The sequence below is a fragment of the Erwinia amylovora genome (assembly GCF_017161565.1).
Taxonomy (GTDB): Bacteria; Pseudomonadota; Gammaproteobacteria; order Enterobacterales; family Enterobacteriaceae; genus Erwinia; species Erwinia amylovora.
On record NZ_CP066796.1, the window covers coordinates 1575842 to 1589722 of the forward strand.

12 protein-coding genes are annotated in these 13881 nt (G+C 52.6%); 5 read left to right on the forward strand and 7 right to left on the reverse strand.

Annotated elements, in window-relative coordinates; genetic code table 11:
* Positions 1-2: 2 nt before the first annotated feature.
* The 7 genes from fliL to fliF all read right to left on the reverse strand — a co-directional run bounded on the left by fliL (position 3) and on the right by fliF (position 7117).
* Positions 3-485 (reverse strand): flagellar basal body-associated protein FliL, encoded by a 483-nt coding sequence (gene fliL / locus JGC47_RS07355; protein ID WP_013034864.1) that lies wholly within the window; start codon positions 483-485, stop codon positions 3-5.
* Positions 486-628: 143 nt separating this feature from the next.
* Positions 629-1894, reverse strand: a complete 1266-nt coding sequence (locus tag JGC47_RS07360) for a flagellar hook-length control protein FliK (protein ID WP_004157166.1) — start codon at positions 1892-1894, stop codon at positions 629-631.
* Positions 1891-2337, reverse strand: coding sequence for a flagellar export protein FliJ (gene fliJ / locus JGC47_RS07365; protein WP_004157169.1), 447 nt, complete (start codon positions 2335-2337; stop codon positions 1891-1893). The genes JGC47_RS07360 and fliJ overlap by 4 nt, the downstream gene beginning before the upstream one ends.
* Positions 2338-2363: 26 nt before the next feature.
* Positions 2364-3725, reverse strand: a complete 1362-nt coding sequence (gene fliI / locus JGC47_RS07370) for a flagellar protein export ATPase FliI (protein ID WP_004157174.1) — start codon at positions 3723-3725, stop codon at positions 2364-2366.
* Positions 3725-4414 carry a flagellar assembly protein FliH gene (fliH, locus tag JGC47_RS07375; RefSeq protein ID WP_004157176.1) on the reverse strand — a complete coding sequence of 230 codons (690 nt, stop codon included), beginning with the start codon at positions 4412-4414 and terminating at the stop codon, positions 3725-3727. Before fliH ends, fliI begins: the two co-directional genes overlap by 1 nt.
* Positions 4407-5399, reverse strand: coding sequence for a flagellar motor switch protein FliG (fliG, locus tag JGC47_RS07380; protein ID WP_004157177.1), 993 nt, complete (start codon positions 5397-5399; stop codon positions 4407-4409). The genes fliH and fliG overlap by 8 nt, the downstream gene beginning before the upstream one ends.
* Positions 5396-7117: a flagellar basal-body MS-ring/collar protein FliF gene (gene fliF, locus JGC47_RS07385; protein WP_004157178.1), complete on the reverse strand. Its 1722-nt coding sequence runs from the start codon at positions 7115-7117 to the stop codon at positions 5396-5398. Before fliF ends, fliG begins: the two co-directional genes overlap by 4 nt.
* A 240-nt stretch (positions 7118-7357) precedes the next feature.
* Here fliF and fliE point away from each other — a divergent pair, with 240 nt between their 5' ends.
* The 5 genes from fliE to JGC47_RS07410 all read left to right on the forward strand — a co-directional run bounded on the left by fliE (position 7358) and on the right by JGC47_RS07410 (position 13848).
* Positions 7358-7669, forward strand: coding sequence for a flagellar hook-basal body complex protein FliE (fliE, locus tag JGC47_RS07390; protein WP_004157179.1), 312 nt, complete (start codon positions 7358-7360; stop codon positions 7667-7669).
* Between the two features lie 1230 nt (positions 7670-8899).
* Entirely contained in the window at positions 8900-9862 is a 963-nt protein-coding gene (locus tag JGC47_RS07395) for a chemotaxis protein (protein ID WP_004157182.1), read from the forward strand.
* 263 nt (positions 9863-10125) lie between these two features.
* Positions 10126-10302: a hypothetical protein gene (locus JGC47_RS07400; protein WP_004157183.1), complete on the forward strand. Its 177-nt coding sequence runs from the start codon at positions 10126-10128 to the stop codon at positions 10300-10302.
* A gap of 970 nt (positions 10303-11272) precedes the next feature.
* Positions 11273-11641 carry an antiterminator Q family protein gene (locus JGC47_RS07405; protein ID WP_004157185.1) on the forward strand — a complete coding sequence of 123 codons (369 nt, stop codon included), beginning with the start codon at positions 11273-11275 and terminating at the stop codon, positions 11639-11641.
* Positions 11642-12099: 458 nt separating this feature from the next.
* Positions 12100-13848, forward strand: coding sequence for a hypothetical protein (locus JGC47_RS07410; RefSeq protein ID WP_004157186.1), 1749 nt, complete (start codon positions 12100-12102; stop codon positions 13846-13848).
* Positions 13849-13881: the final 33 nt, after the last annotated feature.

A 13881-nucleotide genomic window follows, 5' to 3' on the forward strand; every position in this document is an offset into this window, starting at 1 on the left:
TATCACCGCAGGATAAAGGCCGTGAAGAGGACATCAGTCACGACTTGCTGTGGTTGTCCCTGCACCAGCGGAGGTGCCAGTACCTGCTTAATCTGAGTGACCAGCTGCTGCTTGCCCTGCTCGTTGCCTAAAGATGCCGCTGTCTGACGAGAAAGCAGCAGCAGCAGGCGGCTGCGGACCTCCGGAAGGTAGTCACTGATACGAAGGCGCGTCTCTTCGTCCGGCAGGCGCAGGGTGAAACCGACATACAGCACGCGATCGGGATCGTTGTCTGGATTGATCAGGTTAACGGTGAAAGTGTCCAGCGCATAAAACACCGGCATGGGGGGGGGCAACAGTTTGGCTGCCGCTGCGGGATCGGTTGGCGCCTTCATTTTTTGGAAGACGATGTAACCCGCAGCCCCGCAAGCGATCAAAGCCAAAATGACTAAAATCAGTATCAGGAGCTTAGGTTTGCCGCTCTTGGCTTTCGCGCTATTGGTCATGTTGCTGAGACTTCCTGTAATTATTTGCTGAAGCGATGCCATTCGCCGCCTCACGCCGTAATGAGCAAATTATCCCGCGTCTTGCTGTAAACAATTGGCAGAAAAGACGCGAGTTTTGCTATCAGCTTGTGCGTTTGTGGCCGTCAGGCGAATATATCTACCGCATTTGTCCCGCTTGCGCGGGCCTGCAAGCTGGCTGGAACGGCCATTGGCGTGGCATCACCGTCATTGTCGTTGGCGAGGCTAAATGGCGTTTCATGACGATTGCGCTGCTGTTCCTGCTGGCCGTGAAAGGATTTTCCCTGCTGGAAAGCGTCACTGCTGACGTCGCTTTGCCCGAGGTTAATGCCGCTTTCAGCCAGTGAGGCGCGTAATTGAGGAATGGCGGCTTCCAGCGCATCTCTGACCTGACTAAGATTAGAAACCAAACTGAGCTGGGCCTGATCGTTGTCCAGCTTCAGGCTGATCTGGATGCTGCCCAGGTCCTGTGGATGCAGGCGTAATTCGGCGGTTTGTAGCCCGTTGCGGCTGAACATCAGGATCTGCTGTCCCAGCGCCTGCTGCCATTCAGGGCTACCCAGCTGGGCGTTGAGTAGCGGTGTTGACGGCGCGCTGACCGACGAAGCGGTGGCTGGCGTCAATGCTGTGGCGGCGGAGGTCAGCCCACTGTGCGTTAGCACCGCGTTCTGGGCGGGAGTTGGATCTTGTTTATCTGCATCCTTGCTGGCGCTATTGATCATCTGCTGAAAAGCCGGGTTGCCACTCTGCAATGTCGGGGCGGGGGAGGTTTTGCTCTCGCCGTCTGGTTTTTCCATCGATTTAGCCAACGGCATGCCGTCACTGTCTTTAGCCGATGCGCTACCGCCGGGATCCCCTTTTTCAGCGCTGGTTTTGCCAAAGGCGGTGATTAACGCACTCAGGGTTAACGGCTTATCGCCGCTATCGGCTGCTGCCTCCGGCACTTGACGACCGGCTGCTGCGCTGGCGGGCGGCGGCACGCTGTTTGGCAACATGGCATACAACGCCTGAACCTCACTTTGGCTCAGGGCAGCCAGCGGTACAGGCTGCTCATCACTGACCGCATGGTCTTTTTTACCGCTATCGCCCATCGCCGGTTGCAGCAGCGCGCTCAAGGTTTCAGGGGCATCCAGTCTGGCCAGCAGTTCGTTCAGCGCGCTTTTGCCCCCCGGCGAAGTGGCGTCAGCGGTGTCACCGGCGCGGCCGCTGGTGACACGCGGATGGCCCAGAGATAAGAGTCGGTCACCCAATAGCTTGACAAAGCCACTAGGCATATTCTTCGTATCTGACAACGCGTCATCCCCGGAGCGACTGTCCAGTGAGCTTTCGCTGCTCAGGATGCTGGTGCCCGGGGTGGTGGTACTGGTGACAGCGGTTGGTAAGGTGATCATTCGCCTTTCCTCAATGATGCCCGTTGGGCAAATTCATCCATCCGTTTCTGATCGAGACGGTTTTCTTGTAACAGTGCGGTGGCGAGCGCCCGCGCTTGCAGCGTTTCATAGGCGTGCAGGCGTTGCTGTTTGTCGCGCCACAGACCCAGCGCGTTTTCCACCCGGGTATTCCAGCTTTTCAACTGTGTCCGGTGCTGTTCAATGGCCTTTTCCAGCGTATGAATAAACTGGTGATAGTTGTACCAGCGGGTGCTGGCAATGCCCTGACTCAGGGTGTTATTCAAGCTTTTGCGATACTCGTCCTGATAATTGAGCAGCATGTTCAGCTGCTCATCAGCCTGTTTTTGCGCACGACGCGCATCGCCTAACTGAATGGCGGCTTTTTCAACGTCTTTGTGTGCCAGCGAACGCAGCGTGTCGATGGCTGAAGCAGGTTTAGTCACAGGTCCTCCGTTAACAGGTCAGGAACTTAACCAAAGATAGCCTGCAGGTGCAGGCTGGCGTCATCAAAGGTACTGCGTTCAAACATGCCCTGTTGCAGAAACGCTTCCAGTTCAGGGTAAAGTTTGATCGCTTTATCCAGCGTGGGATCGGTACCCGCCGCGTAAGCACCAACGCTGACCAAATCGCGATTGCGCTGGTAGCTTGACAGCAGCTGTTTGAACTGGCGTACCCGCGCATAGTGCGTTTCGTCGATCAGGTGCGCCATTACACGGCTGATCGATGCTTCAATATCAATCGCCGGATAGTGACCGGATTCGGCCAGCCGACGCGAGAGCACAATATGACCATCAAGGATGGCGCGCGCCGAGTCGGCAATCGGGTCCTGCTGGTCGTCACCTTCGGTCAACACGGTATAAAAGGCGGTGATCGATCCGCCGCCGTCGATACCGTTGCCGGCACGTTCCACCAGCGCTGGCAGTTTGGCGAATACAGAAGGTGGATAGCCTTTGGTGGCCGGCGGCTCGCCGATGGCCAGTGCGATTTCACGTTGCGCCATGGCATAACGCGTTAGCGAATCCATGATCAACAACACATGTTGACCACGGTCGCGAAAATCCTCTGCGATGCGCGTGGCGTAGGAGGCTCCCTGCATACGCAGCAGGGGAGAAACGTCCGCAGGTGCGGCAATGACTACCGCGCGTGCGCGGCCTTCGCTACCCAGAATATTTTCGATAAAGTCTTTAACTTCGCGTCCGCGTTCACCGATCAGCCCAACGACGATGACATCGGCTTGCGTGTAGCGTGCCATCATGCCCAGCAGCACACTTTTACCTACCCCGGAACCGGCAAACAGGCCCATGCGCTGGCCGCGCCCAACGGTGAGCAGTGCGTTGATTGCGCGTACGCCGGTGTCGAGCACCTCGGTGATTGGCGTGCGCTGCAAAGGGTTAAATGGCGGGGTGATCAGCGGGGCGCGATAGCCGGTTTCCGGTGCCGGCAAACCATCAAGAGGGCGACCGCTGCCATCCAGTACGCGGCCAAGCAGTTCAGGACCAAGCATGAGCTGTTTAGCGCTATGCTGACTGTCGCCGGATACGCGGGCATAGACGCGCGCGCCGGGAACAATGCCTTCCACCTCTTCAAGCGGCATCAGCAGCAGCTTCTGGCCATTGAAACCAACGACTTCGCTTTCCACCTCGCCGATGCCCAGATTATCCTGGCGTTCGATCACGCAGGTTGCACCGAGAGGAAGCTGCAGCCCGGTAGCTTCAAGTACCAGCCCGGTAGCCCGGATAAGGCGGCCGTAACGCCGCACTTCAGGCAGCTGACCAATACGTTGCTCAAGGGTGTCGAGTGCGCCCAGCCAGCGTGAAAGGCGAGTCATCATTACAGTTCTCCCGGCGCTGCCAGACGGCACAATTCATGCCAGCGGGTAGCGATGCTGGCATCAAGGTCGCCATCTTCCGCGCTAACCTTGCAGCCGCCGGGATGGAGTGTGCTGTCACCCAGCAGACGCCAGCCGTGCAGGCTAAGCGTCGCGCCGAGTGTGGATTCAACCCGGGGTAAATCATCAGGATGGACGCGCAGCGTGGGTTTGCCGCTTAACATGGGTTCCTTTTGCAACATTTCCTGAATCTGACGTAGCAGGGCGGTACCGTCAACGTGGGGTGCCTGGCCAATAACCTGTCGTGCCGCTTCCAGCGCCAGCTGCATCAAACGCGAAGCGATCACGCTGTCCAACCCTTCCAGCGTGTGATGAAATTCGGATACCAGCTGCTGCATACGCGCCTGTAGCGGAGCCTGTTGCTGTTGAGCATCCGCCATTCCCTGCTGGAAACCGGCTTCATAACCGGTCTTCTGACCTTCGGAGAAACCGCGCTGCTGGCCTTCCGCATAGCCCTGTCCCTGGGCTTCGATACGCATCTGACTCTGCCATTCTTCCATTTGCAGCTGTGGCTGTTCGGTCGGCTCTTCGCTTAACTCAGGCAACTCAGGCTCTTTGACCGGCAGTGGTGCAGGTTGCGCCAGGTCATTTGGCTGCCAGGGCTGCCACGGCAGGGAAGCATTATCAGACATAAGTTTCCTCGCCACCGCCAATCACCATCTCGCCAGATTCTGCCAGGCGACGAACGATTAACAGAATCGCTTTCTGTTCGTTTTCCACCGCAGACATGCGCATCGGGCCGCGGTTGGCCAGATCGTCGCGCAGGATATCGGCAGCGCGCTGCGACATATTGCTGAGGAACTTCTCGCGCAGCGGCTGTTCGGAACCCTTCAGAGCCACCAGCAGCGATTCGGACTCCACTTCCTGCAACAGGCGCTGGATACTGCGATCGTCCACTTCGACGAGGTTTTCGAACAGGAACATCTCGTCGATGATTTTTTGTGCCAGCTCTCCATCGAATTCGCGTACGGCCTCGATAACCGCTTCTTCCTGCTGGGATTTCATCAGGTTGATGATCTCTGCTGCGGTGCGAACACCGCCCATCTTCGCCCGTTTCAGGTTTTGACCATCCAGCAGGCCGTTGAGCACTTCCGTCAGTTCAGCCAGAGCGGCTGGCTGTACGCCACCAAAAGTGGCAATACGCAGCATGACATCGTGACGCAGGCGCTCGTCGAACTGCGCCAGAATATCGGCGGCCTGGCCACGCTTCAGGTGCACCAGAATGGTGGCGATGATCTGCGGATGTTCGTCGCGGATCAGATCGGCCGCCGACTGTGGCTCCATAAAGTTGAGCGTATCCATGCCGGTGGTGGTTTCGCGCGTTTCAAGAATATCTTCCAGCAACGTCGATGCACGCTCTTCGCCGAGCGCCTTAACCAATACTGAACGCAGGTAATCACTGGAGTTCAGGCTAAGCGCGGCAAACTGTTCGGCGTCGGTCTCGAACTCGCGCAGCACCTCCGTCAGCTGTTTATGGGACACCTGACGCATATTCGAGATTGCGGAGCTGAGGTGCTGAACCTCGCGGGCATCGAGGTGTTTGAACACTTCAGCCGCGCGGTCTTCACCAATCGTCATCATCATGATGGCGCTTTTTTCTGTACCGGTGAGACTCATAGTTCGTCCTTCATCCACTGGCGAATAACCAGAGCCACCACGCGCGGGTCATTTTCTGACATTTCGCGAATTCGCTGGCTCAACACTTCAGCACTCATGCGGTGCTGTGACTTACGTTCCTGATTGAGTTCATCCTTAGACAGTGAGACTGCGACCCCTTCGTCCTGGGTACTGCTACGCAACGCGTTGCCAGCCGCCTCTTCCGCCGCTTTCTGCTGTTCTGCCTTGCGCCGTAGCTGAGGGCTAACCAGTTTGCGGTAAAGGATAAAGGCGACAATCAGCACCAGTAACCAGCGACCGGCATTAAACAGTTGATCGATAAACGCCGGCTGTTTCCAGAATGGCAGTTCAGCTGCGAGATCGCTGTTGTCCGTAAACTGGGAATTGACAACATTCAGGCTGTCGCCGCGTTGCTCTGAGAATCCCATCGCTTCACGAGTCAGGTTTTCAATCTGTTTAATCTGTGAATCTTTTAACGCGATGGGCTTACCGGCGGCATCCGTGCGAAAGTTCACGACTACCGCTACGGACAGACGCTGAACTTCGCCAACGTTCATTTTTGTGTGAAGGATGGTGCGGTTGACTTCGTAATTGGTGGTGTTATCACTGCGGGTACTGGACGGTACCGTTTTTTGCGCCCCGCTGGCTGCGTTGTTTGCCGGCTGGCCATTGTTGGCATTGGCTGCATTAGCTGCATTGGCGTTGTTCGCATTAGGGTTAGCAGTGGTGACCGGAGCAGCATTAGCCGGTGCAGGCTGATTAGACAAGGCACCCGGTACGCCGCCCGCAGACGGGCCACCAAGCTGTTCACTGTTGCTGGTCTGGCGCGAGCGAATAGCCTGCCGATCGGGATTGGTATTCGGTGAGTACTGTTCGTCGGTCTTCTCACGCTTGTTGAAGTCAATCTGTGCCGTGACCTGTGCGTGCACATTACCGTTACCCAAAATCGGGCCAAGTATGGCTTCGATTCGCTGCTGATAGCGTGTTTCAACGTCGTTAGCGTACTTCAGTTGAGTATCATTAAGGTCGCGGCCGCCTGGATCGTTCTGTGTTAACAGGCGTCCTGACTGGTCAACTACGGTCACGTTGCCCGGAGGCATCCCGGCAACGCTGCTGGAAACCATGTGCACAACGGCATTGATTTGACCTTCATCCAGCGCACGTCCTGGCTGCAGGGCGAGGGTAACAGAGGCGGAGGGTGATTTTTGCTCACGAACAAAAAGCGTTGGTTTTGGCATGGCAAGATGCACGCGGGCGTCCTTGACCGGACCGAGTGTGCTGATAGTACGTGCCAGCTCGCCTTCCAGCGCACGCTGGTAGTTCACCTGCTCGCTGAACTGGCTGATGCCAAACTTTTCTTTGTCCAACAGTTCAAAGCCGACAGCACCACCTTTAGGCAGCCCCTGTGAGGCCAGCCGCAAACGCAGTTCATGTACCTGTGCCGCCGGAACCAAAAGCGCGCCGCCCCGATCGTCAAACTTGTAAGGCACGTTCATTTGCGTCAGTTGGGTGACGATAGTGCCACCATCCTCATTGCTGAGGTTACTAAAAAGTACGCGATAATCTGGCTGTTTCGCCCACAGAACCATGGCGATGACAACCGCGACAACGGCGGCCGCAGCGACAATTAGAGGAACCCGGGGATTAGCGCGTAGGCGGGCGAACAGGTCATTTAGCCCTTTCTTCGCGGGATTATCCTGCGTGACAGTTGCATTCATGACTCGTTCCTGTCTGACAGTTGACCGGACTGCTGCGTGTAGTGTCGTAACAAAACTGACTCCCTGATGCGCTGACTTAAACAATTTCCACCTGAATGGACTGCCATTATTTTCTTAAACCTGAAATTCGATGGCTGGATAAGCTGTGACTTTTGCCTCTATTTAGCGGCTTTGTCTTATTGACACTGTGCTAAGTTTGTCGCCACTAACCTTAAAATCGGCATTCATGCAGGAGTAATCATGGCTATTCAGGGTATTGAGAGTGTGATGCAGGCCATGCAGACAGCGGCTCTGCAGGCCAGCGGCAGCAAAACAGATAACGCATCATCGGCTGATTTTGGCGCAGAGCTGAAAGCGGCATTGAACAAGATAAGTGAAACGCAGAGCGCCGCCCGCGATCGGGCGCAGCAGTTCGAACTCGGTAAAGAGGGGATTTCACTTAATGATGTGATGGTGGACCTGCAAAAATCCAGCGTTTCTATGCAGATGGGCATTCAGGTGCGTAACAAACTGGTCAGTGCTTATAGCGACATCATGAACATGCAGGTCTGACTTAAAACGGATAAACATCTTTTTACTGTTATGCCTCTTTGTGTCATCGCAGAGGCATTAACCTTCATGTTTATCCCACAGGCATAGAATGCGGCCTGAGCGTCAGAACGGTTACCGGCTGTGCCCGGGCCAGTTCACCGGGAGAGCGGCACCAACCAATCCTTCACTGACAGCCAGCCGTTTTACCTTGCATGACGCAGCTGACCCGGCGCTTGCCGTTAAGATCACCTCTCTTTCTGATATTCTCTGTCGCTTTGCCCCCTCCGATTTAAGCCTCTTTAACGTGGTCGTTCGCATCTGTACATTCTTACTACAAAACGCGATGTCTGGACGCAAACGGGAAGTTTGAGTCACAGCTGGTTATAGACTCACTGAAGTTTTACTGATGTCTGCATTGATCAAATTACGACATCCGCTCCGTGCTGGTTGTCTTTCCGTTATGTCAGAAAGAGATAGCACAGCGGCTGTCGCCCGGCACGATTAACGGAGGCACTTCCTGTAACCAATATTAATAATTTAAATAGGATTTTTCTTGATTTCGGGTTGCATGTTTACCAGTAACACTCTAACTTTTCAGTATGTTATTAACCGTGCAAAAAAGGAGGAATTGCCTGTGCTAAAGACAAAAGTGATTAATTATATTGAATTATTTGTCATTTTACTGGTGCTATCTGCTGGCGTTTATTTGGTCAGCTGCGGTGTGATGTCAGCGGTAGGTTGGGATGCCTGTTGGCCACATCCGCTGCGGTAGATGCAATGTCAACACCAGGGAAACTCAAAAAAATTTAAAATTCATTTATTCATATCACAGCATGTAGTGTTATATCCAAAAAAGGGATAAGCACGATTTCACCCCATAGCGACTTTTCTTCAGGCAGACGCAATGTCAACGCCAGCAGGCACCTCCTGAACGACACGACACTGTTTCCGGATAGCCTTGCAACACAGGATCATGGTGTCCTGACAACATTTAAGACCCGCTGTGCGATCCCCCCTTTACCTGTGTTTCAGCTGGAGCTTACTATCGCCCTGAAGGCTAATGGCGTCCGAACGTGCGTCGGCTAACGGTAGCCATGCATCACTTTCCCTTGGTCGTGCCCTTTACTGATTTACAAATCCTGCAAAATTTGTCCTGTATGTTTTTGTATTATTGCCGATAACACTAGGTAGGATGCCGGAAGGCGTTTTGACCCGTTATTTAACAATAATCAATATTGCCTTGAGGTAGACATGGATAACTTTCAGAAAGAGATTGATGAGAGAGCGAATCTCGCATTATCAAATAAATTTGAACTCTTGTTATTCCGTCTGGGGTCTGCCTGTCAGGGCGAACAACCTGAATTATTCGGTATTAACGTGTTTAAACTGCGCGAAATCGTGCCGATGACCACTATCACCCGCGCTGCGGGGATGAAATCGCCCTTACTTGGCATGGCTAATATTCGTGGCCAGCTGATCCCGGTCATCGATCTGCCCGCCGTAGCCGGCTGTACTCCCTCTACGGGGCTAAATTTGTTGCTGGTGACTGAATACGCGCGCAGCACCCAGGCATTTGCCGTTGAGTCGGTAGATGACATCGTCAGACTGGACTGGAATCAGGTGCATGCCGCTGACTCCGGAGTCAATACGAAAAACATTACCAGCATCGCCAGCCTTAATGATCAAAATAATATGGCGTTAGTACTGGATGTTGAGCAGATCCTGCATGATATCATTCCTTCGGTACGTGAAGTCAAAGAGGGTGATATCGAAATCAAGGAGTTCTCATTCCCGCCTGGTGCGGTAGCGATTGTGGCAGAAGACTCCAGACTGGCGCGTCAAATGATTGAACAGGGCCTGAAAGTAATGGGGATCCCGGCCATAATGCATAATACCGGTCTGGAAGCGTGGAACAAAATTAAACAAATGCGCCAGGAAGCCCACGCAGAGGGAATACCCATCCAGCAGAAAATTGGACTGGTATTAACCGATCTTGAAATGCCGGAAATGGACGGATTTACCCTGACGCGAAACATCAAAAGCGATCCGTATCTGAGAGAGGTCCCGGTAGTCATTCACTCCTCACTCTCTGGCAGTGCCAACGAAGATCATGTTCGTAAGGTTGGTGCAAATGGCTATGTGGCTAAATTCGAGATCAAGCAACTTTCTGCGGTAATTTGCCAAGTGCTGGAAGAGGCAGGGGTTAAGCCATGAAAGGGTCGCTGCAAGCCAACCCAGCAGCCTCGCTAAGCTGATTTATTCAGAATCAGGCTTTTGCACCCTGCAGATTATCTTTGGCCTGATAAGTATTAGAACAATTAACTTATAAATATGCGGAAAAATCCTAGAATGGACCTTGTCAACTTACACAGGGAGACTGGAACGCATTCAGTGAGAGAAGCGTCCAGATAGGAAAACGGCGAATGTGCCGTCGCGGGTAGCACTCTCTTTATGACTGAAGTTCGGTTACAGAGTTTATGGATAAAAAAGTCAAACCTGCTGACAATCCGAATGACGGCCATTCATCCGCGCCCACTGTTGCCGGACAGGATAAAACATCTCCCGCACCCGATCTGGAGGGCTGGCGGCTAACTTCCTCACAGCGCAAGTTTATCGAATCCCTGAAAAGTGATGACGGTGACAATATTTTTTAACCCGACAGTCCGCCGGATGCGGCTGTTGTTTCTTACTCTGCCTTACTGCCACCCTTAAAAAACATTCAATAAGGTACAACAAATCGATAATGTCAGATTTCTGACTGCCGGCATCGTCTGCGATTTTTCGTCCGAAAGTGTAACACCAGTCCGCCAGTATTCGCTCTTTACTCGCCGCGTCGATGCCAGCCTAAGCGCAATTTAACGGCGCATGGAACTATGACGACTCTTTACATATCGCCGGTCAGATTTAACTGAAACTTTTTCCGCCTGCTAACTCCTGAAGTAACAGAATGATGAAATTTTTTCGTTTATAGGTAATTTAAATCATCATCTTTTCACAACTTAGGCCGCTATTAATTAATATAACCGATCGCTGTGTCAGGGTTTGCTAAAAACCGTGCTGACAGAACAATCTCGCAAGATCGATGTTGTGTGAAATATTAGTGGGTGAGTAACAGAGCCTGCGCGCTCCCTGTTATCAATGCGCTGTCGCTACAAGCCTATAACAAAATGATAAAAAATGAATTCATCGCTCATGATTTAAATAAATCACTCGCTGCTATAAAAAAGTTGATACTTTTTGCTATAAACGCGACTTGCTATAGATTTAGCTATTGCACGGTGTTATACAGGAAAAATTAACAAGCGTGCTTAGGGAAGGAAGTTTCAGGTGCCCGTGATGCGGGCTGGATGTCATTGCGTTCAGAAAAGCGGCGATTGTGGACGGGATAATTTAAGCACAAAGATTGTGCCAAAGATGATGCAACCTGTCCCTTTCGCGAATTTTCATACCGCACAGATTGCAGCCTGACAACGTTGATGCTTAACCGCGAGTCAACTGCCTGTGATCTATAGCGCAAGGCCGCCAGTTGGGTCAGCCCTGCTGCAGGCATCTGTATCAATCTGTATAGCTGGTGGGGCATGGCAGCCATGATGAGGCTGCGTCAGTAATCAAGCCAGGAGCACTATGCGAAATATCAAAGCATTACTTCAGCGTTGGGGGGCTTGGGCTTCGTATGGCGAGCGTCGGCTGGGGTATGCCTCAGTTGCGTCCGGATTCAGAGGATTGATCACTCATCATGGCGGCAACAGGCTGCTATGCAGTGATGATGATGGCATCATCCTGGATGGCTGTATTAGTCGGTTGGCGATGGCGTCGAAAGAGCAACATGATATTCTGGTCGCCCATTATCTTTATCAGATTTCACTACGTTCAATTGCCCGCAGACGCCGCTGCGCGGACGGCACTATCCGTAAGAAATTACAGACGGCGGAGGGATTTGTCTGTGGAGTATTAACTGCTCTTGAATGTGAGCTGGAATGCGAAAATCTCTGAGTATTAACATATCTGATTTGGACGGTCACCTGGCGATTGAACAATTATATTTTCTTCTCTGTGAATGCGTACGCAATTTCCGTTATAGGCTATTAACATCGATTTATTCTGACAGTCAGGTGCAGATTCTTATTATTTCGTTGGTAGATTTTGCCACCGGGCGGTAAGAAAAGGTATTGGCTTGCATGTTGAAGTTAGCCGGCAAAATAGCACGCGGAGAGATCCTGTATTTAAACACATACGGGTTGTCTTAAGTGGTATATACATGTTGGTGATGTTTGTGCTGATATTCACAGTTGCGCTTCTAACATGGCTGGAATTGCCTATGTATATGCGTCCCCGGCCCGGCAGTGCATGACATAAAAATATCGCACCATTAATAAAAGCTGAATTAACCTAACCATTTAATTTATCTTGAATATGGCACTGCGCGGGTGCGCACTGTCCTGGAGGTTATGATGATCGAAGTTAACTCTTTCGCTAAATTACGTACCACCGAGCCGACTGAATCTGGTGAAATTGCGCTATTAACCCGTTATCACGATGAGGGCCACAGCGCTCAAGGCGGAGGTCATTTTGTCGGGAACCGCTCTCCAGTGTTACCTGAAGATGATGGAGGCACTTTAGCCGTGGGTGATGGTTTTTACTGGAGACGCGTCAATAACGGTACAGAAAAGCTGAATATCTGCCACTTTGGCGGCAAAGGTGATGGCGTCACTGATGACAGCAAGGCCGTCAAACTGATGTTGAGCTGGTCAAAAAGCGCCGACGACATGGGTGAAAAAATGGGGGTGCGATTTCCTGCCGGTAATTTCTTAATCCACCCCATCGACCTGTCCGCCCATGAATTGCGCCTGTTTTATCTTTATGGTGACGATAGTTCACAGGGTCTGACACCCTGTACAACGATTATCTCTGACATGTCAGCCACGCCCGTGTTCAGGGTGCAGGCGCGGCGTAGCGTTATCGAGGGAATTAGTTGGGACGGCCGGGCGAATGCAGACATCAACGCTAATCAGAGGGCGATCTCTGCTGAAATGTGCAGCAATCAACAACCCTTTTTTGAGAACACTATCGTCGCGGGCGAAGACGTTCAGGTAACCTGTTTTCGTGTACAAAACAACGGCGGTACGGTCTTTAAACTACTGGATACGTTCGACACCCGGCTTGACCAGATCTATACCAACAATACCTACGGCCGGGTAATCGAGGTCGGCTGGTCCAACAGCGCGAACGGTGAATGGGATCACTCAACGGCGATAGAACTGTCAAACGCTAACTTCCAGTACGGTTACGGCGATGCGACCTTGATGATGCCGCGTGTGACCCAGGGCATACTGCGTAATGTCTGGATTAAACATACCCGCTTCCCTGGTGACCTGAACAATGGTCAATGGTTGATTGAAACACTGAGCCTGGAAGACTGTGCCAACCCATTGATTCTGGACAATGCTCGCGTGCAAATGCGGCAGCTCAATCTACATTCGGGTGGATCGATTAGCCTGAACAACACCTCCGAACGCTGGCTGTCCGGTTTTGAAACCGGCTGGCGCCGGGATGAAAGCTTCGGCACGCAGATGACCGGAACTCTGCGTGTGGGATGGCACAGTGGCTACCGGATTACCAATAATTCTGCCAGCGATAAGTGGTATAAGTTGGGCAAAGTTTTTATGCCGAAAGAGAATCAGCAGTGGGTTGTTGAGATGACTGGCAAACTCACCAATGAGGAGATTAGCGGGGTCGCCGGTAATCCGGTCACGGCGATGTCTTCAGGCACCAGCTATCTTGCTATCTATCGCTGTGCTAAGGCGATCTACGCCGACATCCGCCATTACGGCTTACCGGCGGTGCTCGACATTAAGTTCAACCGCATTGGTACCACCACATCGGAGATTTGGGTGAAACTGAAAGCTAACAGTGGCGATACCCTGTTTAATCTGACGTCGACCGGGCCAACGCGCTTTGAGTCCGGGGTATGTTCGTTATTTACTTCCGATCTGGGCGAAGTTGCCGACCTCTCCAGCATAGGCACGGTATCTCCGGCAGCGCGTATGAGCTTGCATAACGGACTGGCGGGAGTAGGGGCGAACGAGAAAGGGATACTGACCATTGCTACCGCTACGGCAAGCACACCAACCGATCTGACACCCAGCGGCTATATGATGGTCAACCTGAACGGAATCGAACGCAAAATTGCCTATTATTAAAGGGGTTAAACCAGGATCGACCGCGTTATCTTC

Excerpts from the sequence above, each read along its gene's own strand:
- JGC47_RS07410 (WP_004157186.1), top strand. The coding sequence starts at position 12,100 with ATGATCGAAGTTAACTCTTTCGCTAAATTACGTACCACCGAGCCGACT.
- JGC47_RS07400 (WP_004157183.1), top strand. The coding sequence starts at position 10,126 with ATGGATAAAAAAGTCAAACCTGCTGACAATCCGAATGACGGCCATTCA.
- JGC47_RS07360 (WP_004157166.1), bottom strand. The coding sequence starts at position 1,894 with ATGATCACCTTACCAACCGCTGTCACCAGTACCACCACCCCGGGCACC.
- JGC47_RS07395 (WP_004157182.1), top strand. The coding sequence starts at position 8,900 with ATGGATAACTTTCAGAAAGAGATTGATGAGAGAGCGAATCTCGCATTA.
- fliH (WP_004157176.1), bottom strand. The coding sequence starts at position 4,414 with ATGTCTGATAATGCTTCCCTGCCGTGGCAGCCCTGGCAGCCAAATGAC.
- JGC47_RS07405 (WP_004157185.1), top strand. The coding sequence starts at position 11,273 with ATGCGAAATATCAAAGCATTACTTCAGCGTTGGGGGGCTTGGGCTTCG.
- fliF (WP_004157178.1), bottom strand. The coding sequence starts at position 7,117 with ATGAATGCAACTGTCACGCAGGATAATCCCGCGAAGAAAGGGCTAAAT.
- fliE (WP_004157179.1), top strand. The coding sequence starts at position 7,358 with ATGGCTATTCAGGGTATTGAGAGTGTGATGCAGGCCATGCAGACAGCG.
- fliI (WP_004157174.1), bottom strand. The coding sequence starts at position 3,725 with ATGATGACTCGCCTTTCACGCTGGCTGGGCGCACTCGACACCCTTGAG.
- fliG (WP_004157177.1), bottom strand. The coding sequence starts at position 5,399 with ATGAGTCTCACCGGTACAGAAAAAAGCGCCATCATGATGATGACGATT.
- fliL (WP_013034864.1), bottom strand. The coding sequence starts at position 485 with ATGACCAATAGCGCGAAAGCCAAGAGCGGCAAACCTAAGCTCCTGATA.